Source organism: Neorhizobium sp. SOG26 (assembly GCF_003491345.1).
Taxonomy (GTDB): Bacteria; Pseudomonadota; Alphaproteobacteria; order Rhizobiales; family Rhizobiaceae; genus Neorhizobium; species Neorhizobium turbinariae.
Genome location: NZ_CP025513.1, coordinates 185653 through 211016 on the forward strand (window position 1 = coordinate 185653; position 25364 = coordinate 211016).

General features: G+C 60.3%; 24 protein-coding genes and 1 pseudogene. 14 read left to right on the forward strand and 11 right to left on the reverse strand.

The window, feature by feature from the left end:
* Nucleotide 1: 1 nt before the first annotated feature.
* Together CYG48_RS17490 and CYG48_RS17495 are read right to left on the reverse strand one after the other, a co-directional pair.
* Complete coding sequence (locus CYG48_RS17490; RefSeq protein ID WP_118851868.1) at nucleotides 2-391, reverse strand: response regulator transcription factor; 390 nt, start codon at nucleotides 389-391, stop codon at nucleotides 2-4.
* A 76-nt stretch (nucleotides 392-467) separates the two neighbouring features.
* Complete coding sequence (locus tag CYG48_RS17495; RefSeq protein WP_199925335.1) at nucleotides 468-2051, reverse strand: helix-turn-helix domain-containing protein; 1584 nt, start codon at nucleotides 2049-2051, stop codon at nucleotides 468-470.
* Between the two features lie 169 nt (nucleotides 2052-2220).
* On the opposite strand from CYG48_RS17495, the gene CYG48_RS17500 reads away from it, so the two are divergent.
* From CYG48_RS17500 to CYG48_RS17520, 5 genes are all read left to right on the forward strand, one after another.
* A complete protein-coding gene (locus CYG48_RS17500) occupies nucleotides 2221-3579 on the forward strand; it encodes a substrate-binding protein (RefSeq protein WP_118851870.1) in 1359 nt (452 codons plus the stop codon).
* Nucleotides 3580-3656: 77 nt separating this feature from the next.
* Nucleotides 3657-4688 carry a branched-chain amino acid ABC transporter permease gene (locus CYG48_RS17505; protein ID WP_245450580.1) on the forward strand — a complete coding sequence of 344 codons (1032 nt, stop codon included), beginning with the start codon at nucleotides 3657-3659 and terminating at the stop codon, nucleotides 4686-4688.
* 1 nt (nucleotide 4689) lies between these two features.
* A complete protein-coding gene (locus CYG48_RS17510) occupies nucleotides 4690-5835 on the forward strand; it encodes a branched-chain amino acid ABC transporter permease (RefSeq protein ID WP_118851871.1) in 1146 nt (381 codons plus the stop codon).
* Nucleotides 5836-5847: 12 nt separating this feature from the next.
* Nucleotides 5848-6615, forward strand: a complete 768-nt coding sequence (locus tag CYG48_RS17515; RefSeq protein ID WP_118851872.1) for an ABC transporter ATP-binding protein — start codon at nucleotides 5848-5850, stop codon at nucleotides 6613-6615.
* On the forward strand, nucleotides 6615-7367 hold the full coding sequence (locus CYG48_RS17520; protein WP_118851873.1) for an ABC transporter ATP-binding protein: 753 nt from the start codon (nucleotides 6615-6617) through the stop codon (nucleotides 7365-7367). Before CYG48_RS17515 ends, CYG48_RS17520 begins: the two co-directional genes overlap by 1 nt.
* 78 nt (nucleotides 7368-7445) lie before the next feature.
* Here CYG48_RS17520 and CYG48_RS17525 read toward each other — a convergent pair whose 3' ends face one another.
* Both CYG48_RS17525 and CYG48_RS17530 read right to left on the reverse strand, forming a co-directional pair.
* On the reverse strand, nucleotides 7446-8024 hold the full coding sequence (locus tag CYG48_RS17525) for a carboxymuconolactone decarboxylase family protein (protein ID WP_118852825.1): 579 nt from the start codon (nucleotides 8022-8024) through the stop codon (nucleotides 7446-7448).
* A gap of 218 nt (nucleotides 8025-8242) precedes the next feature.
* A complete protein-coding gene (locus CYG48_RS17530; protein WP_118852826.1) occupies nucleotides 8243-9256 on the reverse strand; it encodes a zinc-dependent alcohol dehydrogenase family protein in 1014 nt (337 codons plus the stop codon).
* Nucleotides 9257-9351: 95 nt separating this feature from the next.
* Between CYG48_RS17530 and CYG48_RS17535 the strand changes: the two genes are divergently transcribed.
* Nucleotides 9352-10239: a LysR family transcriptional regulator gene (locus CYG48_RS17535; RefSeq protein ID WP_118851874.1), complete on the forward strand. Its 888-nt coding sequence runs from the start codon at nucleotides 9352-9354 to the stop codon at nucleotides 10237-10239.
* Here CYG48_RS17535 and CYG48_RS17540 read toward each other — a convergent pair.
* Nucleotides 10217-11353, reverse strand: a complete 1137-nt coding sequence (locus CYG48_RS17540) for an epoxide hydrolase family protein (protein ID WP_118851875.1) — start codon at nucleotides 11351-11353, stop codon at nucleotides 10217-10219. The genes CYG48_RS17535 and CYG48_RS17540 overlap by 23 nt on opposite strands.
* An 82-nt stretch (nucleotides 11354-11435) precedes the next feature.
* Nucleotides 11436-12323 carry a PhzF family phenazine biosynthesis protein gene (locus CYG48_RS17545; protein ID WP_118851876.1) on the reverse strand — a complete coding sequence of 296 codons (888 nt, stop codon included), beginning with the start codon at nucleotides 12321-12323 and terminating at the stop codon, nucleotides 11436-11438.
* 97 nt (nucleotides 12324-12420) lie between these two features.
* On the opposite strand from CYG48_RS17545, the gene CYG48_RS17550 reads away from it, so the two are divergent.
* From CYG48_RS17550 to msuE, 3 genes and pseudogenes are all read left to right on the forward strand, one after another.
* Nucleotides 12421-13281 (forward strand): LysR substrate-binding domain-containing protein, encoded by an 861-nt coding sequence (locus tag CYG48_RS17550; protein ID WP_118851877.1) that lies wholly within the window; start codon nucleotides 12421-12423, stop codon nucleotides 13279-13281.
* Between the two features lie 73 nt (nucleotides 13282-13354).
* Nucleotides 13355-13456, forward strand: a pseudogene (locus CYG48_RS22680) (ABC transporter substrate-binding protein); the annotation flags it as partial.
* Between the two features lie 145 nt (nucleotides 13457-13601).
* The gene (gene msuE / locus CYG48_RS17560) at nucleotides 13602-14162 is read left to right on the forward strand and encodes an FMN reductase (protein WP_118851878.1); all 561 of its coding nucleotides are present in this window, start codon (nucleotides 13602-13604) and stop codon (nucleotides 14160-14162) included.
* A 24-nt stretch (nucleotides 14163-14186) separates the two neighbouring features.
* Here msuE and CYG48_RS17565 read toward each other — a convergent pair whose 3' ends face one another.
* Together CYG48_RS17565 and CYG48_RS17570 are read right to left on the reverse strand one after the other, a co-directional pair.
* A complete protein-coding gene (locus CYG48_RS17565) occupies nucleotides 14187-14513 on the reverse strand; it encodes a hypothetical protein (protein ID WP_118851879.1) in 327 nt (108 codons plus the stop codon).
* A 120-nt stretch (nucleotides 14514-14633) separates the two neighbouring features.
* A complete protein-coding gene (locus tag CYG48_RS17570; RefSeq protein WP_118851880.1) occupies nucleotides 14634-16205 on the reverse strand; it encodes a S41 family peptidase in 1572 nt (523 codons plus the stop codon).
* A gap of 224 nt (nucleotides 16206-16429) precedes the next feature.
* Between CYG48_RS17570 and CYG48_RS17575 the strand changes: the two genes are divergently transcribed.
* Together CYG48_RS17575 and CYG48_RS17580 are read left to right on the forward strand one after the other, a co-directional pair.
* The gene (locus CYG48_RS17575; protein ID WP_118851881.1) at nucleotides 16430-17305 is read left to right on the forward strand and encodes an AraC family transcriptional regulator; all 876 of its coding nucleotides are present in this window, start codon (nucleotides 16430-16432) and stop codon (nucleotides 17303-17305) included.
* A 123-nt stretch (nucleotides 17306-17428) separates the two neighbouring features.
* Nucleotides 17429-17791 (forward strand): nuclear transport factor 2 family protein, encoded by a 363-nt coding sequence (locus CYG48_RS17580; protein ID WP_118851882.1) that lies wholly within the window; start codon nucleotides 17429-17431, stop codon nucleotides 17789-17791.
* Between the two features lie 111 nt (nucleotides 17792-17902).
* Here the strand turns inward: CYG48_RS17580 and CYG48_RS17585 are convergent, their stop codons facing one another.
* From CYG48_RS17585 to CYG48_RS17595, 3 genes are read right to left on the reverse strand one after another with little or no spacing between them, the layout of a single operon-like run.
* Nucleotides 17903-18982, reverse strand: coding sequence for a C4-dicarboxylate ABC transporter (locus tag CYG48_RS17585; protein ID WP_118851883.1), 1080 nt, complete (start codon nucleotides 18980-18982; stop codon nucleotides 17903-17905).
* Between the two features lie 28 nt (nucleotides 18983-19010).
* The gene (locus CYG48_RS17590; protein WP_118851884.1) at nucleotides 19011-20345 is read right to left on the reverse strand and encodes a TRAP transporter large permease; all 1335 of its coding nucleotides are present in this window, start codon (nucleotides 20343-20345) and stop codon (nucleotides 19011-19013) included.
* Nucleotides 20342-20821, reverse strand: coding sequence for a TRAP transporter small permease subunit (locus CYG48_RS17595; protein ID WP_245450581.1), 480 nt, complete (start codon nucleotides 20819-20821; stop codon nucleotides 20342-20344). The genes CYG48_RS17590 and CYG48_RS17595 overlap by 4 nt, the downstream gene beginning before the upstream one ends.
* Before the next feature lie 490 nt (nucleotides 20822-21311).
* On the opposite strand from CYG48_RS17595, the gene CYG48_RS17600 reads away from it, so the two are divergent.
* Genes CYG48_RS17600 through CYG48_RS17610 form a run of 3 tightly spaced genes read left to right on the forward strand, consistent with a single transcriptional unit; the run spans nucleotide 21312 to nucleotide 25320 of the window.
* Complete coding sequence (locus tag CYG48_RS17600; protein ID WP_118851886.1) at nucleotides 21312-22700, forward strand: NAD(P)/FAD-dependent oxidoreductase; 1389 nt, start codon at nucleotides 21312-21314, stop codon at nucleotides 22698-22700.
* Nucleotides 22697-23908, forward strand: a complete 1212-nt coding sequence (locus CYG48_RS17605) for an NAD(P)/FAD-dependent oxidoreductase (protein WP_118851887.1) — start codon at nucleotides 22697-22699, stop codon at nucleotides 23906-23908. Before CYG48_RS17600 ends, CYG48_RS17605 begins: the two co-directional genes overlap by 4 nt.
* Complete coding sequence (locus CYG48_RS17610) at nucleotides 23905-25320, forward strand: FGGY family carbohydrate kinase (RefSeq protein WP_118851888.1); 1416 nt, start codon at nucleotides 23905-23907, stop codon at nucleotides 25318-25320. Before CYG48_RS17605 ends, CYG48_RS17610 begins: the two co-directional genes overlap by 4 nt.
* Nucleotides 25321-25364: the final 44 nt, after the last annotated feature.

Genomic DNA, 25364 nt, shown 5'->3' on the forward strand with positions numbered 1-25364 from the left:
TTCATGGGCTGCTCTCCGCCGTGTTTGCTTCAAGCAATTCGCGCACCGTGTCGATCACGTCCACGTTGGAATACGGCTTGGTGATAAACCTGTCCGCCCCCAGTTCCTCCGCCACACGTTTATCCTGCTGCTGCCCCTTCGCCGTCAACACAAGCACCGGCAACGCGCGCAGCGAGGCGTCAGCACGGATCTGCTTGAGCACTTCAAAGCCGGATTTCTTCGGCATCATGACATCGAGCACGAGAACACGCGGACGCATTCGACGCACAGCCTGCATGACCGCCTCTCCATCGGTCACCGATTGCACTGTCCACCCCGCCCGCTGCAACACGAAACTCAACGCTTCGAGGATGCTCGGTTCGTCCTCGGCGATGAGAATGTCGGTTGGCAACTTTGATCCTCCCTCTTCCTCCGGTGCCACCTTACCATTGAACCGCGCAGCCACAAACGGATGATGCAGTGACTCGTCAGACCGCTACTAAAGTAGGAGGAATGTTCTCCCCGCCGGGTGACCACGGCTCTTCCTGGCGACTGGCGCAATCGGTTCGCGTACACAGACGGCAGGTCGGACCAACGGGGACGTCGAGCCGTGAGTCCGACAGGTTCAGCCCGTCGCCGTAGACTGTTGCGTCGGCGTGCAGGATATCCGTGATCAGCAACACGGAATGCGGTAGCGCAACGTCGGTGAAGCCTGAAGTCGCGCGCGATACGGCCTTCGCCACAAACAGAAATCGTGAACCGTCGAAAAATCGTGCGACCTGACGCACGATCTGTCCCGGAGTGCGGAAAGCCGTGTAGATTGCCCAGAGCGGACAGGCATGCCCGCTCGTCGGAAGCAGAAGACCTGGCAGAGGGAAGTGCTTCGACAGGCGGCCCGCCGGATCGGCGCGCAGGAAACCAAACGGCAGTCCGGCCTCGCCGCTGCGGCGGAGCGTGACGAGACGGTGGGCGATCTGCTCGAAGCTCGCGTTGTAACGTTCACTTAGCGCATCGACGTCATAGCGCAGTGCCACTGCGTCAGCGAGAAAGCTCTCATAGGGAAAAAGGATCGCCCCGGCGATGTAGGTCGCGAGATAACGCCGAGCGCCTTGCCGCGCCATCGGGGATGCAAGCCGGCGCACTCCTGGCACGTCGTCCAGCACGTCCGCACAATTCAACTCCGCGATCAGGCGTGCCATCTGGAACTGGCGCGTTGACTGAGGAACTGTGTTGCGGAACCAGAGCGTTCGAGTCGAAGGCTCATAACCGAAAGCTTTGCCGCCACGCGGCTCCGCGGAGCGCTGGATCGTAACCGCATGATGGCGAGAAAGCAGGTGGACCATCGTTGCCTCGTCAAATGCTCCATCCGCGTCGATTCGCCGGCGCTGCGTGGCAGCGGCATCCTCGAGTTCCGGGAAATGGTTCTGGGCGGCGAAGATCATGTCGTCCACCTCTTGGCGGGCGGAGGCGAAACGGCTGCGGCTTGAGGTCTGGTCGAACTGACCGATCAGGTTGCGGGCAACCGCAGTCAATCCGAACGCCTCGCGGCTGATCGAACCTAAAAAGCGTGTCTGCTCTTCGCTGCTGAGGTCCGGCACCGAATCAAGAATTTCTGCACCAGAGCGAATTGCGGTGATACCGGAAAGCACCTGGTGGAGAAGTTGCGAAAGCAGCGGATCAGCGCGAAGTCGATCGGCATAGGCGTCACTGCTCGACATGGCGGTGGTATAGGCGCGGTAGAGCTGGGCAATGACTGCAGCGATACCGGGGCTGGTGGCGACGAGATGGCGAGCGTCTTCTGGCCGCATGCCTCTGTCCGCGAGCACGGGATCAGCGAAGGCCTCAATCAGTTCGTGCATGAGGCGGTGCTCCGCCTCGCCGGTCAGTTCGTCCCGCTCGATGCCGAGTTCGGCGGCGATGCGTTGGAGCAAGGTGCCGCCCACCTGCCTTTTGTTGCCCTCGATCAGGTTAAGGTAGCTCGGTGATACGCCCACGGCCCGCGCGAGGGCCGCCTGCGAGATGGAGAGGGCTTTGCGCCTCGTGCTGATCCTCAAGCCTATCGGTGCGCGCACTGCCAACCTCCCCTGTCAACACGTTGACAGTTTTCACTCTCTCCATGTGCAAAGATTTACAGATTTTTCGTTGTCTTACAATGACCTATTGCGAGTCTATTACTTGAGACCGATAGTAAAACGCTAAGCTCGTTGCGGGACGGGCTTCCGTGAACAAGGGAGGAATTCAATGAGCACAATCAAGGGCGGCTTCACACGCCGCAATGTCATCAAGACGGGCCTCACTGGTATTCTCGCCACTGGTGTCGCACCGCTCGTATTTTCGCGCGGCGCCTGGGCGCAGGACTTCTGCAACAATCCGACCGGAAGTACCGTGACCTTCGGCCTGAACCTGCCGCTCACCGGCGCTTACGCCGAAGAAGGCGCAGACGAGCAGAAAGCCTATGAGCTTGCCATCAAGCACTTGAACGGCGAAGGCGACGGCGGGCTGCTGAACGTGCTGAAGCCTTCGGCACTCAAGGGCAACGGCATTCTCGGCAAGAAGGTCCAGTATGTCAGCTCGGACAGCCAGACCAAGTCCGACGTGGCCCGCGCAGGCGCGACCCGCATGATCGAGCGCGACGGCGCGATCATGATCACCGGCGGCTCCTCCTCCGGCGAGGCAATTGCGGTGCAGAGCCTTTGCCAGGAACTGGGCGTGATCTTCATGGCCGGCCTGACACACTCCAACGACACGACCGGCAAGGACAAGCGTCGCTACGGCTTCCGCCACTTCTTCAACGCGTACCAGTCGGGCATCGCGATTGCGCCGGTTCTCGGCGAGGAATACGGCAAGGAGCGTCGGGCATACCACCTGACGGCCGACTATACCTGGGGCTGGACGCAGGAAGAATCGATCAAGGCGGCAACTGAAGCGCTCGGTTGGCAGACGGTCCAGACCGTGCGCACGCCGCTCGGGGCCGCGGACTTCTCGCAGTACCTCACGCCGGTCCTCAACTCCGGCGCCGACGTGCTGATCCTCAACCACTACGGCAACGACATGGTCAACTCGCTGACCCAGGCCGTGCAGTTCGGCATGCGCGACCGTCAGGCGAACGGGAAGCAGTTCGAGGTCGTGGTGCCGCTGTTCTCCGAGCTAATGGCGAAAGGCGCCGGCGAAAACATCAAGGGCATCTTCGGCACGTCCAACTGGCACTGGAATCTCCCCGACGAAGGCTCGAAGGCTTTCACCAAGTCGTTCGGCGCGGCTTACGGCTCACCGCCGTCGCAGGCCGCTCACACGGCCTACGTCCAGGCACTTCTTTATGCGGATGCCTGCGAGCGCGCCGGAACCTTCTACCCGCCGGAAGTCATCAAGGCGCTGGAAGGATTCGAGTTCGACGGCATGGGCAATGGCAAGACGCTTTATCGCGCCGAAGACCACCAGTGCATGAAGTCCGTGCTGGTCGTTCGCGGCAACGAGAAGCCGACAAGCCAGTTCGACGTATTGAACATCGTCAAGGAAATCGACCGCGAGACGGCAAACTACGACCCGGCGATCTTCGGCGGCGAGCTTGGCGCGGCCGAGCCGGTTCCTCAGTGCCGCTAAGCTGAACGTGCCCCCGCCCCGCCAAACACACGGCGGGGCGGGTTCCGCATGAATGACTGCAGGTCGGGGAGGCCGCATTGTTTGAAGTCTTGTTTCTTCAGTTCCTGAACGGGCTTGATAAAGGCAGCGCCTACGCGCTTATCGCCCTTGGACTGACGCTCGTTTTCGGCACGCTTGGCGTGGTGAACTTTGCACACGGGGCGCTGTTCATGATCGGCGCCTTCTGCGCCGTCACCTTTCGCCAGTTGCTGACGCTTGAAACCGTCACGGTTGACCCGAACAACCTGTCTCCATGGGGAACACCCGTTGAGATCCGTGCGCCGCTGGTGCAGGCCTGGTTCGGCGACTTCGGAGCCATCCTCGTCAACTATTCCGTCCCCCTCTCGCTGCTTCTGGCGATCCCGGTGATGCTGTTGATCGGCATCGGCATGGAACGCGGGCTCATCAAGTATTTCTACAAGCGCCCGCACGCAGAACAGATCCTCGTCACCTTCGGTCTTGCGATCGTGCTCGGTGAAATCATCAAGGCGATCTTTGGGCCGAACCCGATCCCGCAGCCGATGCCGACGGACCTGCGCGGCGCCGCCGACATCGGAGCTTGGCTCGGCATGGCGCCCGGAGTCATCACCTATCCGCTGTGGCGACTGGTCTACTTCCTGTTCTCCGCCGGCATCATCGCCGCGGTGTTTGCCTTCCTGCAGTTCACCACCTTTGGCATGGTCGTGCGTGCCGGCATGGCAGACCGCGAGACAGTCGGGATTCTCGGCATCAATATCGATCGGCGCTTCACGATCATGTTCGGCATCGCCGCGGTCGTGGCGGGCATGGCAGGCGTGATGTACACGCCGCTACTTCCGCCCAACTACACGATCGGCATGGACTTCCTGGTCATCTCCTTCGTGGTTGTCGTGGTTGGCGGCATGGGTTCGCTTCCCGGAGCGATCGCGTCCGGCTTCCTTCTCGGCATCCTCCAATCCTTCGCGTCGATGACCCAGGTGAAGGCGATCTTCCCTGGCATCGACCAGATCATCATCTACCTCGTAGCCGTCATCATCCTGCTCGTCCGTCCTCGCGGACTGCTGGGCCGTCGCGGCGTGATGGAGACCTAGAATGTCGAACTTCATGTCACGCAAGGACCTCACGCTGTTCCTCGGTTTTGCCGCAGTGGTTTTGCTGCTGCCGATCCTCGCCACGCCATTCGGCGCGGCCTATCCGGACCTGCTGCAGCGGTTCATGATCTTCGGGATCTTCGCCGTCGGCTTCAACATCCTGTTCGGACTGACCGGTTACCTGTCGTTTGGCCACGCCGCTTTCTTCGGCGTCGGCTCCTACGCGGCAATGTGGTCATTCAAGCTTCTCAGCCTGAACGCCATTCCCGCCATTCTCTTTGCAGTTGTGATGTCGGGCCTTTTTGCCGTCGCGGTCGGCTACGTATCGCTGCGCCGGTCGGGCATCTACTTCTCGATCCTGACGCTTGCCTTTGCGCAGATGAGCTACAACCTCGCCTATTCGGTGCTGACGCCGATCACCAACGGCGAGACTGGTCTGCGCATGACGCTCAGCGACCCGCGGGTCATCGATGGGCTCTTCACGAGTGCGTCCGGTGCGCCGGTGCCGAGCCTCTTCGGCATGTCGCTTTCGGGCTGGAACGGCTTTTATTTCACCGCCATCTTCCTGCTGGCGACCTTCTTCCTCTCGATGCGCATCAGCAATTCGCCGTTCGGCATGATGCTGAAGGGCATCAAGTCGAACCAGAACCGGATGAACTATACCGGCTTCAACACACGGCCCTACACACTGACGGCCTTCATCATCTCCGGCATGCTCGCCGGTCTTGCAGGTTCGCTACTCGTCGTCACCGACCCGCTGGCCGGCGCTGAGCGCATGCAGTGGACGGCATCGGGCGAAGTGGTGTTGATGACCATCCTCGGTGGCGTCGGCACTTTGGTTGGCCCCGTGATTGGCGCTTGGCTGATCAAGTACTTCGAGAACATCTTCTCGTCGTTCAATGATAACGTGCTCAACAACTTCTACAGCTTCCTGCCCGATGGGCTGCGCGAGGTGGTGGTCGCCGTGAGCGGCAAGTTTGTCGGCGAAGGCTGGCACCTGTCGCTCGGCCTGCTTTTCGTGCTCATCGTCGTCTTCCTGCCCGGCGGCATCATGGAAGGTGTGCGGCGCATCGGCGCCCGCTTCGGGCACATGCGCAAGGGATCCAAGAGCAGTGCTCGCGTCGGCGCGACGGCAGCGGTGGGATAAGGGGACAAACCTATGCAGACCAACAAGAACGTCGTTCTTCACGTTGCCGACGTCCACAAGCATTTCGGCGGGCTCCATGCCCTGTCGGACATCGATCTCCAGGTGAAGGAGGGCGAGACACATGCCATCATCGGCCCCAATGGTGCCGGCAAGTCGACGCTGCTCAACGTCATCATCGGACGCCTGGCACCCTCCAGCGGTGCCGTCGTCTTCGACGGAAATGTGCTGACGGGCAGGAAACCGCACGAGATCAACCAGCTTGGTGTCGCCCGCGTGTTCCAGACGCCGGAGATTTTTGCCGACCTCTCGGTTATCCAGAATGTCATGACGCCTGCCTTTGCCAAAAGGGACGGAGCGTTCAAGATCAACATGTTCAGCGCAGTCGAGAACGAGCGGGCGATACGGGAAGAGGCCGAGCACATGCTCGAGGACGTCGGCCTCATTGATCGTCGGGAAACGCATGCCGGCGCCCTCTCTCGTGGCGACAAACGCCGGCTGGAGCTCGCCATGTGCCTGATTCAGAAGCCACGGCTTCTGCTGCTCGACGAGCCGACGGCGGGCATGAGCCGCCACGACACCAACACCACCATCGAGCTTCTGAAGAAGATCAAGAGCCGAGGCATGACGAAGGTCATCATCGAGCATGACATGCATGTCGTGTTCTCGCTTGCTGACAAGATCACGGTGCTGGCGGGGGGCCGCATCATTGCGGAAGGCGCACCGGACGAAGTACGCGGCGACCAGCGCGTCCAGGAAGCTTATCTCGGGGGAGCACACTGATGAACGCCGTTGCACTCGACACAAAGCCGGTCGCTCGCGTCTCGGACCAGCCATTCTTTTCAGTGAGGGATATCCACGCCTATTACGGCGAAAGCTATATCGTCCAAGGCGTAACCTTCGACATCAGGCACGGCGAGATCCTAGCCCTGCTCGGCCGCAACGGCGCTGGCAAGACATCAACGCTTCGCGCGATTGCAAGGCTCGACGATCCGGAACTGCATCGCGGCGAAATCTGGCTCGACGGCCAGCCGATCCACAGCATGAAGTCTTTCCAGGCAGCACGCGCGGGGATCCAACTCGTGCCGGAAGACCGGCGCATCATCCAGGGCCTGACGGTCGAGGAGAACCTGACGCTTGCCCAGGTGGCACCTGGCCGAGGCTGGGAGATCGACCGCATCTACCAGCATTTCCCGCGGCTTGCGGAGCGACGGCGGCAGGAAGGAACGACGCTTTCGGGTGGCGAGCAGCAGATGCTGGCAATTGCCCGCGCGCTTGCCCGTGACCTGAAGCTTTTGCTGCTCGATGAGCCGTTCGAAGGCCTGGCGCCAGTCATCGTACACGAGATCGAGAGGATCCTGCAGGAGATCAAGGCGCTCGGGATCACCTCGATCATCGTCGAGCAGAACGCAGTTGCCGCCCTGAAGCTCGCGGATCGCGCTGTGATCCTTGATACGGGCGAAGTCGCCTTCACCGGCACGGCGCAGGAGGTGCTCGATAACGCCCAACTGCGCAACGAGTATCTGGCGATCTAGAGGCGGCGGCCCTGGGGGAGGGGCGGAGGGGACGGCAACGCCGTCTCCTCCGTACGCCGCAGAAAGCAAGCGCAGTCCCTATCTCTTGCCGGCAGCGAGTTCCGTCCTGACGGCCGGATCTTCGTCCAGAAATTCCGGCTCCACGGTAGCACCCACGGCGTCGAAATACCGGCTCATGAAATTTCGATATGAAGCAGCCAGCGCAACGTCTGCAATGTTCACATCGCTCAGCCCCACATCCCGAAGCCGCTGTATGTGATCGCGCGTGATCTGCGACGCGTCACGACTGATCTGCTTTGCGTAAGCAAGCATCTCGACCTGTTGCTCGCTTAATCCCGCTGTCTTGTAGTCCTTCATCACTGCCAGAGCCTGTTCCCTGCCGAGCAATTGAGCAAGGCTGCGGAAATAAACATGCGAGCAGTATGCCGACGGGACAGAACGTGCGGCAACGAAAGTGATCAGGCGGAAGTTCACCAATCCGAGTGAGAAACCGTCTCTCAGTTGGTTCAGCAACTTCTCCACTGGGACGATAATATCGGGACGCGCTGACCAGCACTGCGTCGCCTGCATCACACGGCCGAGTGACCTCTTCTCCGCCTCATAAAGCGCTGCTATTTCACCTGTGGCCTCCTCGGGGCTGATCGTCTTGATGAACATGACCTCCTCCATGGCAGAAGGTCATATTAGCACTTCTTCAAGCATGATAGTTACCGTTAAAGCGGCCAAGCGCGGACAATCAAACCATGACGACAATCTTGCGTGGAGTGGGCCGCACTAAATGATCCGGCACTTTGGGATTGGCTTCTCCAACAGCGTCTTCAGTCCGCACAGTAGTCAGCCTCAGAGCTATGGGATCCTGTTCCATCAAAAGGATCTTAGGCATGCACGAGTGCGATCTTTCCAAAGTGCGACCCGCTTTCGAGGTAGCGCATGGCTTGGGCAGCCGCGGTCCAAGGGAAGGTGCGATCAATGACCGGCTTCAGGTCGTTGACCTCGATCGCCCGGTTCATGGCTTCGAAGGACTCCCGTGACCCGACCGGGATGCCACGGACCTGGACCTGCCTCTTGAAGATATCGAGAGGATTGATCGCCCCTTCCTTGCCGCCGAGATAGCCAATGATATTGATCTGGCCCCGGCGGGCGGCGGCTTTCAGCGATTGCTCGAAACTCTGCGGACCGCCGACCTCGATAATATGGTCGACGCCTTGGCCGTCCGTGAGATCAAGCACGGCATCCGACCATTCCGGAACTTGCCGGTAGTTGATGCCTGCATGTGCGCCGAGCGCCTTGGCACGTTCCAGCTTCCTATCGCTGCTGGAGGTGACGATAACCCTTGCGCCGCTGGTGCGGGCGAACTGCAGGGCAAAGAGCGATACCCCTCCCGTTCCCTGCACCAGCACCGTTTCGCCGGCCTTGATCGCCCCTTCGGTGACGAGCGCGTGCCAGGCGGTGACGGCGGCACAAGGCAAGGTGGCGGCTTCAACATCAGCAAGGTTTCTCGGAGCCAGTACCGCCGCCTGTTCATCGAGCAGGGCATATTCCGCAAGCATGCCGTCGATCGGCCCGCCGCGCTGGTATGCGGCCTGCGCCATGTGGAAGGAACCCCCAACCCAGCGCTGCCAGAAGGTGCTGCAGACACGGTCGCCAATCTTGAAACGCGTCACCTCCTCACCTATGGCGACCACCTCTCCGACGCCGTCGGACAGCGGCACGAGCGGCAGATCGAATGCGGTGTGATAGGTCCCGTTGACGATCTCGACGTCGCGATAGTTCAAGGCCGTTGCCTTAACCTGAACCAGGATCTCCTGGCGGCGCGGCTTGGGCATTGGCCGTTCGACGATCCGCAGATTGTCGAGGCCGGGAGTGTCCTGCAGAATCATGGCTTTCATCACAAGCATCTCCTTTTCGATGGCAATCGGGAGGATGCCCTTGCCCGATACGATAATCAAATTCATAGTCAGGAAGAAGATTATGCAGGTGAAGCATGATAGAGGAACTGCGCACATTTGTCCTTTTCGCCGAGGAAGGCTCAGTCCAGAAAGTGGCGCAGCGGCTGCCGCTAACGCAACCGGCGGTCAGCCGCCAGATCCAGAGGCTTGAGCAGGCGCTTGGGGTGCAACTTCTCGACCGACGGCAGAAGCCACCCAAGCTCACGCCGATGGGACATGAGGTACTTACCCGCAGCCGTGACATTCTGGACGCCGTAAAGGACCTGAAAGCCATTGCCACGGTTGCCGAACCGGAAGGCGTGTTTCGGCTCGGGCTCGTTAACGGCCTTGCACATGACCGGTTGGCCGGGAATATCGCGGCCGTCATCGCTCGGTTTCCCCGCCTGTCACTTCGCCTCGCCTCAGGTTGGAGCAGCGAACTGGCAGAACAGCACAGGCTGGGGAGGCTAGAGGCCGCGATCATCCTGTCCGACGGCTCCCGTTTCTATGGTGCTGCAGAGCGTATCGGTCGGGAAGAACTCGTAGTGGTCGGCTCACACGATTCTGCGGCGTCATCGGCAAGGCAGGCACTGACCGGCTGGGTGCTGAGCCCAGAACCCTGCGATGCCCGCCGATCCCTCGCGGCAAGGCTGGCGCAGCAGAACCGGCCATTGGTTGTCGCTGCCGAGATTGAACATGCCGGCCTGCAGATGGCGCTTGTACGCGAAGGTCTCGGTCTGGGATTGATGCCGAAGCGGTTCATCGACCGACACCGCCGGGACGGTATCGTCGAGATCGATGCCATTGGTGGCAGCCTGAACCTCGACGTCCTGATGCTGCGATCACCTCATCTCGGCCCGATGACGAAGGTCGCTGACACCATCGCAGCCGAGATCCGGAACTTTGTCGCTGGCCAGGACGCTACCGAACAGCGAGGCGGTTGAAGAACTTGCGGATATCTTCGACCAGAAGATCGGGCGCGTCTTGGGCGGCGAAGTGCCCGCCGCGCGGCATTTCCGTCCAATGGACGATGTTGTTGGAACGCTCGGCAAAACTGCGGACGGATCGAAAGTCGTCAGGGAAAACGGCAACACCGGTGGGGGTGGGATTAGGTATCTCGCCGTATCCCGCCCCGGTCTGCGCATCCTCGAAATAGACATTGGCGGCCGTTCCGCTGGTGGCGGTGAACCAGAATATCGAGTTGATGGTGAGGTAAAGCTCCCGATCCACATGCTCTACGCCGTTCCCTTCGAACCCGAACCACAGTTCTGCGTTCCAAGCCAGTTGGCCTGCAGGCGAGTCGTTCAGAGAGAACGCCAGCGTTCCAGGCCGTTTCGACTGGATAGCTTGGTATCCGCCGTATTTCTCGAACTTGGCCAGGTTTCCCATTCCCTCCATTTCGAATGAAGACAGCTTGTCCATCTCACCTGGTTGCCCTGTTGGAAACGCAAAGATCTGCAGGAGATGCGTCCCGACGAGTCCTTCCGGCGCCAGAATACCAAGCTCGCGTCCCACAAGAGCACCTGCGTCTCCGCCATGGGCGCCATAACGCTCATAGCCGAGAGCCTTCATCAGCGTGTCCCAAGCTTTGGCCGTCCTCGCGCTGTCCCATCCAGGCACCGACATTGGACTTGAGAAACCGAAACCCGGCAGCGACGGAATGACCAGGTCGAAAGCGATTGACTCATCCAGTCCATGTGCCTTCGGGTCGGTGAGCGGTCCGATGAGGCCGAGGAACTCCACGAAACTGCCCGGCCAGCCGTGGCTGAGGATCAGTGGCAGCGCGTTGGGAACCGATGACTTGACGTGGACAAAATGGATTGGTTGGCCATCAATTTCCGTCATGAAGTGCGGCAGGCGATTGAGTGCCCGTTCGTGTTCGCGCCAGTCGTATTCGTCCCGCCACTGGTCGACCAGTTCCTTGATGAGCTTGATGGGCTGGCCTCTTGACCAGTCGTCGGTAACTGCCCGGGGAAAGCGTGTCCTGGCGAGGCGGTCTTTCAGATCGGCGATCGCTTCGTCACTGATCTCGATCCGATAAGGCGTGATCTTGAGCATTCATTTGTCCTCCAAAGTGTGGATGTAAGCGATTTCGCGTTCTTGCCGGCTCGCTGTTGTTCGATGGCGGATTACCTCCCGTTCAGATGGAAAGGCTGCCCCGCATCACGACGACACCGGCACCGGAAATTTCGGGCTCCGGGGTCAGGTTGACGTGGAGAATGCTGCGCCGCCCCATCTTTGTGCCCTGCTCCACCTCGATGGAGCCGGCGATCAGCCGTTCATGCGCAAGGTAGGCGGCAAGCGGACCGGCCGCCGTGCCAGTTGCCGCATCTTCCCACAAACCGACCGTCGGATTGAAGAACCGCGCATAGGCTCGATGTGGCGCATTCCCCTCCAGGGCATAGACGTAGCAGCCCTCTGCCGACACTGTGCCAAGGAGCTTGAGGAGACCCTTGCTGGCCGGTTCGGCTCGGTCGACCGCCGCGACATCCGCCAGCCGAACAAGCAAATGCGCCACGCCCGTATCGGCGACCCGCGGGGCCGGCTCAGTGAGAATGTCTTCAGGTGCCAGCCCCAGCGCTGCCGCCAAAGGCGCCACCTCGGCAATCTTTGTCCCGAGCGTTAGCGCCGACTGCTTCATATGGCCAAAGATCCGTCCGTCGACGGGACGGAGTTCGACAGGCAGGATCTCGGTGCCAATTTCCTGGCGGAAGACGCGCGAAACGTCGATAGCTCCCAGTTTTCCCTCTTGAGCCAGCCAAAGCCATGCCCCGAGGGAATTATGGCCGGCACCGCCAACTTCCGCGCCCGCCGCCGTAAACGAGCGGAGCTTCAGGTCAGCCTGGTGGCTGCGCATGATGAAAGTTGTTTCCGCTTGGTTGAACTCACCGGCGATCCGACGCATTTGCGCCTCGGACAGTTCGTCGGCGTCTTCGACGACAGCAAGGGGATTGCCGCTAAGGGAGGTATCGGCGAAAACGTCGATCAGCCCCGCTCTCAGGGTTGCGGTGCTCGATTGCAGCGACATAGCAGACCTCCTATTCTCGTGACAAGAGGGACTTTGCACCATGGGGCCGCGGCGGCAAAACGCGCATTTCTTGGCGATGTAACAAGGAAAACTAATCATTCGACCATCTGTTGAGTCGCTTCGGATTTTGGAGATGTGCGTGGCCGTCGGCAGCTTTGCCGGCGCTGCCGATCGCCTTGCGCTCACACCCGCCGCCGTCAGCCTGCGCATTCGCAGCCTTGAAGCAGAACTCGGCCAGCCGCTGTTTACTCGCGTCGGCCGCAGGGTTGTTCCGACACCAGCCGCCGTGGCGCTGGCCGGGTCAGTCCGCAAGGCATTAAGCGACATCAACAACGCCCTCGACAGGTTCCAGGCTCGGACAACGCCGCTGCGGGTCACCGTGCCGCCAACCTTCGCGTCCCGCTGGCTTGCTCCCCGCCTCCCCGGCTATCGCGACGCGGGTGGCGCTGCAATCGAACTCGACATTTCCTCCGACGAGCGTGACCCGACCGCCTTCGACATAGCCATCCGGACGGGTCGCGGCGGATGGGATAGGCTTGACGAATGCCCTCTGATGCCTGTCGACGTGACGCCAATGATCGCGCCCAGCCTGCTCGGGTCTCGAATCATTGCTACGCCCGAAGATCTGGCCGACTTCGACCTCCTGCCGCATCCTGACTGGGCGAAATGGTTTACGCGCGCCGAGCGCCCGATGCCGAGCGGCCTACGCTTCACGCCTGTTGACTATTCGATCTTCGAGTTGACCGCCAATGCGGCGGTGCGAGGCCTCGGCGTCGCCTTGCTGTCGCCCACACTCTTTCAACCACTCCTCGATGAGGGTCTGCTCGTTGCGCCGCTCGCCACGGTGTTGAAAGGGCCGGACTGGTACTTCGCGCTAATCCACGAAGGCGACCAGCGTCGGGTGGTACATGGCTTTTGTGAATGGCTGCGCGAAGAGGTTCAGCGCTCGCCATGCTGATGGCATCGACTTTCAACAACGGTGTGATAACCGACGGTGCGACGCTAATCTTAGCAAAAGATTTTATCTTGCGATGAAGAACGGCACCTATGCCAAGATCCTTGCCCGCTGGCAGCTTTCGGAAGAGGCTCTTCCGGAATCACGAACCAATCCACCGGGCCTACCGAGAAGCTGACCGCGCGTTCCGGTGCCAGCGGCACCGGGTCAACGCCCGACCGCGACAGAAATTCCTCAGGCTGCCGAAACTTCGGTTCGGCATGCCTTTGGTTCAACGCCGCGGTAGATCATATTGCTCTTCATTGTTGTGCTTCGGGAGATCGTTGATGGCATTTAAACTGGTTGGACTTGCTGGGAGCTTTAACCGGCCGTCCAAGACATATGCGCTTGTGGATGAGGTTCTGTCTGAGGCGTCACGCGCCTATGGAGTCGCGTCCACCATCTTCGACTTGCATGATGTCGGACCATCGCTTGGGCGCGCGCAGTGGCGAAAGGACCTGGACGAAGAGGCCCACGAGGTGCTCGAGCAGATCGTGTCTGCCGATGCACTCGTTGTCGGCTCGCCGACCTTCAAAGGCTCTTATCCCGGGATTTTCAAACACCTGATCGACCTGATCGAGCCGCACGAACTGCGCGGCAAGCCGGTGATCATCGTTGGCACGGGCGGTGGGGATCGGCATGCCCTTATGGTCGAGCATCAGCTACGCCCGCTGTTCGGGTTCTTCATGTCGCACGTCATGCCGACCGCCATCTATGCGTCGGACCGTGACTTCTCAGACTACAAGGTTTCCTCTGAAGCACTGTCGCAGCGCATAGATTTCGCCGTGCAGGAGTTGAGGCCATTCATCCCTGTGAACGAGAGACCGCTGGCAGCGGCGGAGTAGCGTTCTGGCTCTCCCCAAATTGTGTTATTCACCGCGAGGAGGCACCTGGTCTTGCCCAGGTTGTGTGACGACGGCCGCGGGTGTTTCGGCGACACTCTTGCAAGCCAGCAAGCAGCGGGGACAGGTCACCGAGAAGAGCTCGAAGGCGGCACGAAACAGCTTGTTCTCACCGCGCGAATGATAACGCTGCGACGTTACGTCATTGCTCCATCCGTCAAGGCCACAGACTGTCAGAACGTCGCACCCGTCGCGCGATACCTCACGCACGAAATGCGTTTCCTCAGGATCGCTCCTGACCCCTTGAACCGCGAGGGCGAAGCCCTTTTTATTTCCAATTTTGATGCGCGACATTCAGGCCTCCGCAAGGTATCCTGTTACCTTGCACTTCGGCCGGCTGTTTTCTTCCCCCGTTTGGGTAACGTCCCGCTTTGTTCTTCTTCCCAGATAGAACGTCAGGCTAAAGCTGACGATCTATTTCGCTTCTAAGATCTGCTGGTTGAGAACAGCCCGAACACACGCATCCTGGGGGTCACTCCAGTCGCTCAGGGTTGGAAGCACGTGATGGTCGGGCTCAACTTGGTGCTCTCCAGGCAGGAATTGGTAATGCTGCGTTGATACGCTGACTTTCAACCCGGAATGTCGGAGATAGGTTCGGCGCACTTCCTGCCAATTGTTTGGCGCCGCGCCGGCGGGCTCGCACATCAAAATCGCGTTGGTTGTCGTCTTGAAGTCGACAGCGTTGGTCATGGCCGCCGAGAAGGTCTTGCGGCCGATAAGCACATAAAGCGCGCCTTTACGGTTGAGCCAGGATCGATCTCTGATCTGCTCCAGGAATTTCCGCCCCAACTGGAAGTCGCCACCGCTGTTGTCCCTCAGGTCAATCATCAGCTTGCGTGGCCGCTTTTCATCCAGTTCCTGCATCAACTGGGTGACGCTTGCCGACAATCCGTCATAGGAGCGCCAGTTCACATAGATTGCATCATCCCCGATCCATTCACTCCAGAAGCCCTGCTGCTTCTCCCTCAACCAAAGCGGCAAGTTGCCCGAGAAGGGGAGCAGTTCGGCGTCCTTGGCTTCCGGAGTGAGGTGAGCTTCAACCTGAGCGCCATCCACTGTTTCGAAGGTGAAAGGGAGAGGCTCACTGAAATCGATTCCTTCCGAGCTCAGGACATCAGGATCGCGCAGCAGACCCGGTAGCTTCTCGCGATAAAACCAGGGCGTCTCCCCTTGGGAAACTAGAGGGCGCAGCCGCTCAACCAGGTCGCTGGTCTGGAGCCCGGATATGGTCAGCAGCCTCGCCCCCAACAGGTTTTGCTGTGAGCTCACCGCGCCAACCACGCGGATCCCGTCATCGAACCAGAAGAGCTCGATGGGCAAGGCAGGACGCTCATGCAGGGCCTCCACGAACGTGTGGCCATCGCCAATCAAGGCGGCGAGCTTGCGGAACTCAATCGCGATGCTTGCCCCGTCGAGCCGCGAAATTGCGAGACGTAATTCCGCGACCTGGCGGTTAAATACCTCTTCTGGAACGCGATGAAACGGCGAGGCATGTTGCCGGGTCACGAACTCGGCCAATGCATCAAGATCTTCCAGCCATTGCTGTTTGGATAAGTCGAGGTTCTGCTGTGGTGGGCGGAACAAATCGTCTGCACTCTGGGACGTCGGTTGGAGCTCCATTGTCCCGGGCTGGTTTTGGAAAGAGAATGTGCCGCTTAAGCCGCCATCAGTCTTGCGCAGCGTCAGCGTGCCGTCACCGCTTTCACCTCGGAACGTGGCATCGATGCTGTCGCCCGCCGCAGGTGCATCGAATACAAAGCTGTTGCCGGGGATCGTGACCGTTCCCGTTATCGTTCCGTCCGTCTCGCGCAGTTCAAGATGTATCGGAAATCCGGGTTGCGTGCCGAGTGCCGCATTGCCGGCGTATCGTCCCTCAAGACTCGAAGGAGCGTCTTGGGCGGCTGCGGAACCCGCTCCAGCGGTTAAACCGAAGAGGAGCCACATGGTCAGCCCGCGAAGTAATAATGTCCTACATCCCGTCACCATTCCGAAACTCCTTGGTTCATTCCCTCGGCTACAGCCGCCCTCCATCGAGCGGCTGCGTTGTCAGGCTAGAAGGTGCGCCCGTGTTCGGGAGGATCGGTTTTTGCTCACATTCTAAAAGACTGGCTTGAGCAATCCGCCGATCTTTGATCTGGTGGTGAGATGTCTTCGCTGCACCGCGGCCCCATCGAGTTTACGCTGCATGCCGTCCTTTTTGGAGGTGCCTGATGTCAGAGAACAATCGAGCGGGTTTGCACCAGCTCTACCAAGGTGAGCAGCGGCATCGGCTGATGCTTCCGCATGTCGAAGTCGTTTACGCCTGGATGCCACCTTTCGAAGGCGCGTCGCGGACGCGCAAGCGCCGGCTTGAGGTCGTCTTCTCAGAACATGATCACGTTGCGCTTGAGCAGGGCGGACGAACATATGACGTCTCTGTCGCACCCGGCGGTTTCTACGTCATTGGGGAAGAGCCGACGACACTTCTGCGCGTGCCGGAATTCAGCGACACCCTCGAAATCTATTTCGACGAGGGGCTGCTGGCCGAGGAAGCAGAGTGCAGCGGCGATCTGCGCAGCAAATTTATTGCCACCCTCGACAAGAACCCGCGTCCCCGGTTCACTGTAGAAGGAAATATTATTGGAATCGCCCACGTTCTCCGCAGGGCGACGCTTGGCCTGCATCATCTCTCGACGATGGAGATCAGCACGATCGAGCACATCCTGGCACGGCAGGTGGTGGGCGCTGAGCAACCGGCGGGAAGCGCGAAGCTTTTAAGTCCAAGGCGCCTTAAGCGGGTGATGGAGCGAATAGAAGATCAGTTGACGGCGCCCCTCACTCTCCGTGATCTTGCCGGAGAAGCCTGTCTCAGCCCTTACCACTTTGCACGATCGTTCAAGCGGACGGTCGGTCTGCCGCCGCATCGTTATGTGTTGGCGCGTCGCCTGGACCGCGCCAAGCGGGAGCTTGTCACGACCAATCGCACTGTTGGGGAAATAGCCTATTCGCTTGGCTTCGAGAACCTGCACCATTTCCGTTCGCAATTCCGTGGCCAGTTCGGGGTGCGGCCACACGAGATGCGGCAGGCAATACGAGGCGGTCGCTAGATGCGACCAGTTCGACGTTAGCCGAAAAGAGCAACTTTCGATCCACCACCGGCCACGGCCACGCGATATCCTCACCACCGTCAACTTCACCGGTCCCGGGAAGACAGCTTACGAGGTGAGACAATGATCGATCCAAACAACGTGACCCACAGTATCCTCGAACGGTTCAATGCTGCGTTCGAGCAGCACCGTCCGGACGATCTTGATGATCTGATTGGCGAAAGCTGCGTCCTCGAGAACACAAGCCCGGCGCCGGACGGCGCACGTTACGAGGGTCGCGACGCCTGCCTCTCGTTCTGGAAGGGCATCGCCTCAAATGGCGGCCTTGCTTTTTCTCTCGAAGAGATATGGGCAGGTGACGACAGGGGCACCATTCGCTGGAGCTTGCAGTGGGGAAAAGGAGAAGCCGACCGCGTCAGAGGCGTCAACATCATGCGGGTCCGCGACGGGAAGATCGTCGAAGGCCTGGGATATGTGAAGGCCTAATACGCTAGGGTGAATATTGGCGGAGCACGGGTACCGTAGCCGCCAAGCACATGAGGAAACGCCTGCCGGATGTGAAATCCGGCAGGCGTATGTTTCTACTATCAGGACCGCTTAGCGATACGGGTAGCCGGCCTTCTGCTGGTCGGCAGCGTATTTCTTGAAGATTGCGACAACCTTCGCCGCGCGTTCGGATTCCGACGCCATTTCATCCCAGAAGCTTTCCGCATCCTTGGTGACCTGTGCCCATTCTTCGGCCGGCAGCGAAGTCTGCTCGAGCTTTTCGCCGTGGACGCGCAGCTGTGCTTCGCCGCCCCAGTACCAGACGTTGCGGTAATAATGCGACTGGTCGATCGTCGTGCGATAGAGCTGCTGCAGGTGCGGCGGCACCTTTTTCCAGCTTTCGGTGTTGGCGAAGTAGGAGCCGAACCATGCGCCGGTGACCGAGTTGGACAGGGCGTATTTGCAGACGTCCGCCCAACCAACTTCGTAGGTTTCGGTGAAGCCGCACCATGCAACACCATCGAGATCGCCGGTACGCATTGCCACTTCAACGTCATCCCACGGCACGGTGACGGGGATCATGCCGTAGCGAGACAGGAAGCGGCCCGCAGTCGGCACGCCGAAGACGCGCAGGCCGTTGAAGTCGGCAAGGCTGCGGATCGGCTTGTTGACGGTGAAGATGTGGAGGGGATCCCAGGCGCCGGTGGACAGGTACGTGACGTTCTCGACGTCGGCGTAAGCTTCCTCCCAGATCTTGTCGAGGCCGTAGTACATGAACATCGCCGCAACATCGAGGCTGAAGCGGGTTGCGAACGGGAAATAGCCGCCGAAAACGGCGATATCGACCGGCGAAGCCATGGTTGCTTCGTCGGACTGGATCGCGTCCAGCGTACCGTTCTGCAGGGCGCGGAACAGTTCGGCCGTCGGAACCAGTTGGTCGGCATAATAAAGTTCGATTTCCATTTCGCCGTTGGCCGCCGCGTTGAACGCGTCAATCTGCGGCTTGATGACGTGCGCACCGAGCGGTGCGCCCGAATAGGTCTGGAGACGCCACTTGATCGGCGCCTGCGCGCGCACGATCGCCGGTGTTGCAAGCGCAGCCGGGGCGGTGAGACCAGCGGCAGCAAGGAATTTGCGACGGCTCGCCAGAATACGGTCGGACGGCGTCTGCGGCTTGATGATATCAGTCATTCCACTCTCCTTCGGTTCTTATTGATTGTTAGCCATTGCGTACGTAGTTCGGCAGCCATGTCGCGATCTGCGGGAAGATCATGAGAAGTGCGATCGTGAGCATGATCATGATAACGAAAGGCCAGATCGACTTGTAGATGTCGACCAGGGTGATCTCCTTCGGGGCCAGACCGCGCATCAGGAACAAATTGTAGCCGAAAGGCGGGCTGATATAGGCGATCTGGCAGGTCATCGTGTAGAGAATGCCGAACCAGATCATCTGGTGGTCGATATCGAGATCAAGGCGCGCGACGAGCGGAATGTAGAGCGGCGCGACGATCACGAGCATCGCGGTGTCGTCGAGGAACATGCCCATCAGGATGAAGCTGAGCTGCATCAGGATGATGACCGCCCAGGGCGAAAGTTCCCAATTGTGAATGAAGACATTCTCGATGGCCCGCACAGCGCCAATCCCGTCGAAGACCGACGAGAAGGCGAGCGCGCCGAGGATCACCCACATAAACAGCGCGGTGATCGACATGGTCTCGCGCGCGGTCTCATTGAGCAGGGCAAGCGACAGCCGACCCTTGATGGCGGCTGCGACTGTTGCGGAGGCTGCGCCGACAGCGGCGGATTCCAAGAGGCTGGTGTAGCCGGTGATGAAGAGCCCGATCATCAGCATGAAGATGACAATTGGAATAATACCGGCACGCAGGAGTACGAGCTTTTCGCGCAGCGGCATTGCAAGTTCTTCTTCGCTAAGCTTTGGAGCCAGCGACGGGTTCAGCTTGACCCGGACATAGACATAGATCGCGAAGATCACTGCCATGATCAGGCCCGGGAAAACGCCGGCCAGCCATAGGTCGGACACCGGCTGACGCGCGATGACGGCAAAAAGGACCATGACAACGGAGGGCGGTAACAAGATTCCAAGCGTCGAGCCGCCCTGCACGACACCGGTGATGAGCACCTTGTCGTAGCCGCGACGCAGCATTTCCGGCAGCGCGATTGCGGAGCCGATGGCGAGGCCCGCGACAGACAAGCCGTTGATCGCGCTGATAATAACCATCAGCAGGATCGTGCCCAATGCCAGGCCGCCGGACAGCTTTCCGAACCAGACATGCATCATCTGGTAGAGCTCTTCGGCGATACCGCTCTTGGAGAGCATGTGACCCATATAGACGAAGAGCGGCAGGGTCAGTAGCGCGTGCCAAGAAAACAGCTTGAAGGCTGCGTTGAAGGGCAGTTCGGCAGACGCGTTACCATAAAGCGAGAGCGCGCTTGCGGCGGCCACCGCGCCGATCATTGCGAAAACCCTCTGTCCGGTCAGCATGAGGAATACCATGCCAGCGAACATCATGAGGGCGATCATTTCATAGCTCATGCAAGCACCTTGCCCTGCGCCTTGGCGACGTCTTTGAAGAAAATCGAAATGCACTGGAGGATCATGAGCACGATGCAAATAACCATCAGCACCTTGATCGGCACCAGCGAGGGGGCCCAGAGCGAGGGGAGCTTCTGTTTGGTCATCCAGGAATACTTGAGCGAGGACGTCGCGCCCCACAGCATCACCGCGAGGTAGAACATCACGATCCAGACCGTGATCATGTCGATGATGGCTCTGCCACGTTCGGACAGGTGCGCGTAGATCAGGTCGAGACGCACATGCGTATCATCCTTCAGCGTCTTGGGTCCGGCGAGGAAGTAGAAGGCAGCGAGCGTGAACTGCGCCGTTTCGACGGTCCAGTTCTGGACCTGGTTGAATGCCTTGTCCGAGATGACGTCGAACAAAAGCACGAGGATCATCAGATAGATGAGATACTTGGCGAACTCGCCTATGAAATCCGCAAGGCGATCCATGAACCGCACGTAGGATCTAACGACCGACGACATTTACTACCTTTCGCGAAGAAATCTTTCTCTCGTGCAGTGTCGTGGCAGCGACGTTCCCAGAATTGCCGGCCACCCGCCATCCCGCAAGATGGCACGACTGGCCGTTCGCGGTGAAGCGCCACAGTCAGCGATAGAACTTCAGGAGCGTACTGTTGCCAAGCAGCGTGCGTTGAAACCTGGTGTTGACGTGAGGATTTCCAGATTCGGCGGCGAGGCCCGATCTCGGCCTCCTCCCCATCGCGCACCACAAGGCCAACTGGCCACTCTAACCGTGTCCGGCATCACTTCAGCAGTCCCCTTCCAATTCTTATGATTGGCTGATGGCAATTGTGGACAGGTCAATGACCGTGTCAACAAAATAGTTTGCCGCCAACGAGGCATCTGGGCATTTCCTGTGGCGACGATTGACTATCCGGGCATTTCTCAGCAGATTGAGTCAGTCCGGTCAAAAAGCTCCATGTCTCACGATGTTTCTGCGCTCCCTGGTCGTTTCGACGTTGCCGTCATCGGCGCGGGCGTGGTCGGCTGCGCACTAGCACGGCGGTTTGCGCTGGCGGGTGCACGTGTCGCGGTGATTGAAAAGGCCGTGGACATCCTTGACGGGGCCTCCAAGGGAAATTCTGCGATCCTGCACACCGGTTTCGACGCACCCGTTGGCTCGCTCGAACAGAGCTGTGTCGCCGCCGGTTATGCCGAGTATCTCGAGATTCATGGGAAGCTCGGCCTGCCGCTTATCAAGTCCGGCGCACTCGTCGTCGCCTGGAGCGAGGAAGAAGAAGCGCTCCTGCCAACCCTGATGGAACAGGCGCACCAAAATGGTGTCGCCGATGTCGAGGCGCTGGATGAGACGGCAATGCGAAGCGCGGAACCAGGCCTCGGCAAAGGCGCGCGTGTGGCTTTCCGGGTGCCTCGCGAGTATCTCATCGACCCATGGTCCGCCCCCTATGCCTACCTCCTGCAGGCAATCGAGAACGGAGCCGAAATCCTGCGCGGTGCAGAGGTCACCGCCGGCCGGCGCAGCGATAATGGCTGGGTGCTGGAGACATCGCGCGGAACAGTCGATGCCGGCTTAGTCATCAATGCCGCGGGCCTCTGGGGCGATCTGCTGGATGAAAAGCTGATCGGCCGCCGCGACTTCCACATCAAGCCGCGCAAGGGCCAGTTTGTCGTCTACGACAAACCCGCCGCCAAGCTTGCATCGCATATCCTCCTGCCGGTGCCGAACAAGATCACCAAGGGCGTCGTTGTGTGCCGCACTGCGTTCGGCAACCTCCTTGTCGGCCCGACGGCGGAAGATCAGGACGACCGCGAGCATGCGGTGTTGGTCACGGAAACACTCGAAGCGCTCAAGAAGCGTGGCGAGGAGATTCTCCCCGCGCTGAAGGACCAGCAGGTAACGGCCATATATGCCGGGCTGAGACCTGCCACGGAATTCAAGGACTACCGCATCACTGCCCATGACAGGACATACATCACCGTCGGCGGCATCCGATCGACCGGCTTGTCGGCAGCTCTCGGTATTGCGCAACACGTGCTCAAACTCGCAGAGCTAAATCTTGCGGCACCCGCTGATCCTGTGTGGCCTACAGTTCCCAACATCAGCGAATTTTCCCCACGTGACTGGCAAACCGAAGGCCATGGCGGCATCGTCTGTCACTGCGAGCTCGCGACGAAGCGCGAAATCCAGAAAGCTCTGGATGGTCCCTTGCCGACGAAGTCGCTTGCGGGACTGAAGCGACGCACACGCGTCACCATGGGCCGCTGCCAGGGCTTCTTCTGCTCGGCCGAAATTGCCCGCCTCACCGAAGGCCACTTCGACCGGCCGATGGCGGAGAAGGCGCAATGACGACGCTGCCGCAGGAAACCGACGTCCTCGTCATCGGTGCAGGGCCCGCAGGGCTTGGTGCCGCGACAGTCCTTGCGAAGTCCGCACGCGTTCTTGTCGTGGAACGCGAACCAACTGCGGGCGGCATTCCCCGCCATTGCGGACATTACCCCTTCGGACTGCGCGAGTTTCACCGGCTGATGAAGGGTCCCGACTACGCGCGTGCACTTGTCGGGCAAGCAGTTGAGGCTGGCGTTCAGATCACAACGCGCGTCAACGTCGTCAGGCTCGAACCTGGCCCACGCGTTACGGTGACATCCGACGCTGGCGTGACAACGATTGACGCAAAGATCGTGCTGATCGCCACGGGGGTGCGTGAAAGTTCGCGCGCGCAACGCCTTATCGGTGGCGAGAAGCCGGGCGGCATCATTCCGACCGGCGCACTGCAGAGCATGGTTTACCTTGAAGGCCGTCGTCCGTTTCGCCGCCCGGTCATCCTTGGAACGGAACTGGTATCCTTCTCCGCAATCATGACTTGCCGCCATGCCAGGATCAAACCGGTGGCCATGATCGAACAGAATGCGCAGCCGACAGCACGCTGGCCGGCCGCACTCTACCCGCAAGTCAAGGGAGTCCCGCTGCAGCTGTCGACCACGATCCGCGCCATTGAAGGCCGCGAACGGGTGGAGCGCGTTGTTGTTGACGGTCCCGCGGGAACGCGCGTTATCGAGACCGACGGTGTGATTGTAACCGGCATGTTCCGGCCCGAGGCAACGCTGCTAGACGGCAGCCATCTCGAGAAGGACAGGGCGACCGGTGGTCCCGTGATCGACGCATTCGGTCGCTGCTCCGACCCTGCCTATTTCGCCGCCGGCAACCTGCTTCGTCCGGTCGAGACCGCCGGATGGAGTTGGGCCGAAGGAGTCGCAGTCGCGCGCTCGATCACGGCTGCACTGGCGGGCTCACTGCCGCAAGATCCGCAACACTCGGTCACGCTGAAAGGCGACGCGCTTTCCTGGGTCGTCCCGCAACGTTTTGGCAGGGTAGGTGAAACCGCACACCGCCGGTTCCAGCTGCGCGTCAATCGCCCGGTTAAGGGGCGCCTATCGGTGAGAGCCGCAGGGGTCGAATACTCATCGATCAGGATCGACAGCCGCCCCGAGCGTCGCATTACCGTGCCGCTACCGCCGCATGCCGCTCCGGTCGAGATCGTGCTGGAGGAAACGTGAGAGTTCTTGCGATTGATCAGGGAACGACGTCGACCCGGGCGCTCATCTTGGACGAAGCCGGGATGCGGCTTGTGCATTCCGTCGAACACCAGCAGATTTATCCCGCGCCGGGCCTCGTGGAGCACGACCCCGAAGAACTGATCACCAATCTCGTCGCGTGCCTTGGCGCCGCCCCAGAGGTGGATTGCGTCGGTCTCGCCAACCAAGGAGAAAGCTGTCTCGCCTGGGATGCGGACACCAAGACAGCGATTTCGCCGGTGATTGTCTGGCAAGATGCTCGGACCGCCAGTGTTTGCGACAGGCTCAAGGCGGAGGGGGCGGAAACGCTGACGCTCGAGCGGGCGGGCCTGCCGCTCGATCCGTATTTTTCCGCGACGAAGCTGGGCTGGATCGTCGAAAACATTCCGCAGGCAAAGACCCTCCTCGCGCAAAACCAGCTGCGCCTGGGCACCACCGATGCCTTCTTCCGCGATCGGCTGACGGGTGAGTTCGCGACGGATCCGACAACGGCCTCCCGAACGAGCCTCCTCAACCTTTCTACCCTTGAATGGGACCCGGAGCTCTGCGCCATGTTCGGCGTGCCCATCGAGGCCCTGCCGCCCATTCGCTCCACAACCGGCGCGCTTGGCAACTTCTCTAACGGACTTCCGTTAACGGCGTCGATCGTTGATCAGCAGGCAGCACTCTTTGGCCATGGCGCCCGCAACGCCGGCGATGCCAAGATTACCTTCGGTACTGGCGCTTTCGCCCTGACATTGACCGATCGGCTTTTACGTACACCCGGGGTGCTCCCGACCATCGCTTGGGTCGAAGCGGGCAAGCCGCCGGTCTATGCGCTTGATGGCGGAGTCTACGCTGCGTCATCCGCCGTCAACTTCGCGCGCCAGATCGGCCTCTTCTCCAGCTTCGACGAGATCAACCACTTCGATACCAAGCCTGCGATTGCACGTGGCTTGGCTTTCGTTCCTGCTCTCGCCGGCCTCGCTTGCCCGCATTGGGACCGCAACGCCCGGGGGGCGTGGATGGGGCTGTCACTGGACACATCAAAAACCGACATGATGCAGGCCGTGCTGGAAGGCGTTGCCTTCCGTGTTGCCGAGGTCAAAGCCTCCATGGCGAACATTGCCGGCAAGGCCGGGCCAATCAGCATCGACGGTGGCATGAGCCAAAATCCGTGGTTCTGCCAATTCCTGGCCGATGTGCTTGGTTCTCCGGTTCTGATTTCGCAGGAGCCAGAGCTCACCGCGCTTGGCTGCGCGCAGCTTGCAGCACGGGGCGCCGGCGACGAAATCGAACGCAAGCCAACGGGCCGGCTTCTTCAGCCGCGCGATATTCCCGCTTACTGGGCCGAGACTTTCCGTAGCGCCCGCGAAAGCGTCCAGCAGTTTGGTGCAGCAGTCGCCTCGTCTTGACCCGAAACTTGGGCCGGCGAACGATCTCGCTCACCGCCGAAAAA

Excerpts from the sequence above, each read along its gene's own strand:
- CYG48_RS17540 (WP_118851875.1), bottom strand. The coding sequence starts at position 11,353 with ATGCTCAAGATCACGCCTTATCGGATCGAGATCAGTGACGAAGCGATC.
- CYG48_RS17565 (WP_118851879.1), bottom strand. The coding sequence starts at position 14,513 with ATGTCGCGCATCAAAATTGGAAATAAAAAGGGCTTCGCCCTCGCGGTT.
- CYG48_RS17520 (WP_118851873.1), top strand. The coding sequence starts at position 6,615 with ATGAACGCCGTTGCACTCGACACAAAGCCGGTCGCTCGCGTCTCGGAC.
- CYG48_RS17595 (WP_245450581.1), bottom strand. The coding sequence starts at position 20,821 with ATGGATCGCCTTGCGGATTTCATAGGCGAGTTCGCCAAGTATCTCATC.
- CYG48_RS17510 (WP_118851871.1), top strand. The coding sequence starts at position 4,690 with ATGTCGAACTTCATGTCACGCAAGGACCTCACGCTGTTCCTCGGTTTT.
- CYG48_RS17530 (WP_118852826.1), bottom strand. The coding sequence starts at position 9,256 with ATGAAAGCCATGATTCTGCAGGACACTCCCGGCCTCGACAATCTGCGG.
- CYG48_RS17545 (WP_118851876.1), bottom strand. The coding sequence starts at position 12,323 with ATGTCGCTGCAATCGAGCACCGCAACCCTGAGAGCGGGGCTGATCGAC.
- CYG48_RS17500 (WP_118851870.1), top strand. The coding sequence starts at position 2,221 with ATGAGCACAATCAAGGGCGGCTTCACACGCCGCAATGTCATCAAGACG.
- CYG48_RS17575 (WP_118851881.1), top strand. The coding sequence starts at position 16,430 with ATGTCAGAGAACAATCGAGCGGGTTTGCACCAGCTCTACCAAGGTGAG.
- CYG48_RS17525 (WP_118852825.1), bottom strand. The coding sequence starts at position 8,024 with ATGTTCATCAAGACGATCAGCCCCGAGGAGGCCACAGGTGAAATAGCA.
- CYG48_RS17585 (WP_118851883.1), bottom strand. The coding sequence starts at position 18,982 with ATGACTGATATCATCAAGCCGCAGACGCCGTCCGACCGTATTCTGGCG.
- CYG48_RS17515 (WP_118851872.1), top strand. The coding sequence starts at position 5,848 with ATGCAGACCAACAAGAACGTCGTTCTTCACGTTGCCGACGTCCACAAG.
- CYG48_RS17535 (WP_118851874.1), top strand. The coding sequence starts at position 9,352 with ATGATAGAGGAACTGCGCACATTTGTCCTTTTCGCCGAGGAAGGCTCA.
- CYG48_RS17570 (WP_118851880.1), bottom strand. The coding sequence starts at position 16,205 with ATGGTGACGGGATGTAGGACATTATTACTTCGCGGGCTGACCATGTGG.
- CYG48_RS17600 (WP_118851886.1), top strand. The coding sequence starts at position 21,312 with ATGTCTCACGATGTTTCTGCGCTCCCTGGTCGTTTCGACGTTGCCGTC.
- CYG48_RS17605 (WP_118851887.1), top strand. The coding sequence starts at position 22,697 with ATGACGACGCTGCCGCAGGAAACCGACGTCCTCGTCATCGGTGCAGGG.
- CYG48_RS17590 (WP_118851884.1), bottom strand. The coding sequence starts at position 20,345 with ATGAGCTATGAAATGATCGCCCTCATGATGTTCGCTGGCATGGTATTC.
- CYG48_RS17580 (WP_118851882.1), top strand. The coding sequence starts at position 17,429 with ATGATCGATCCAAACAACGTGACCCACAGTATCCTCGAACGGTTCAAT.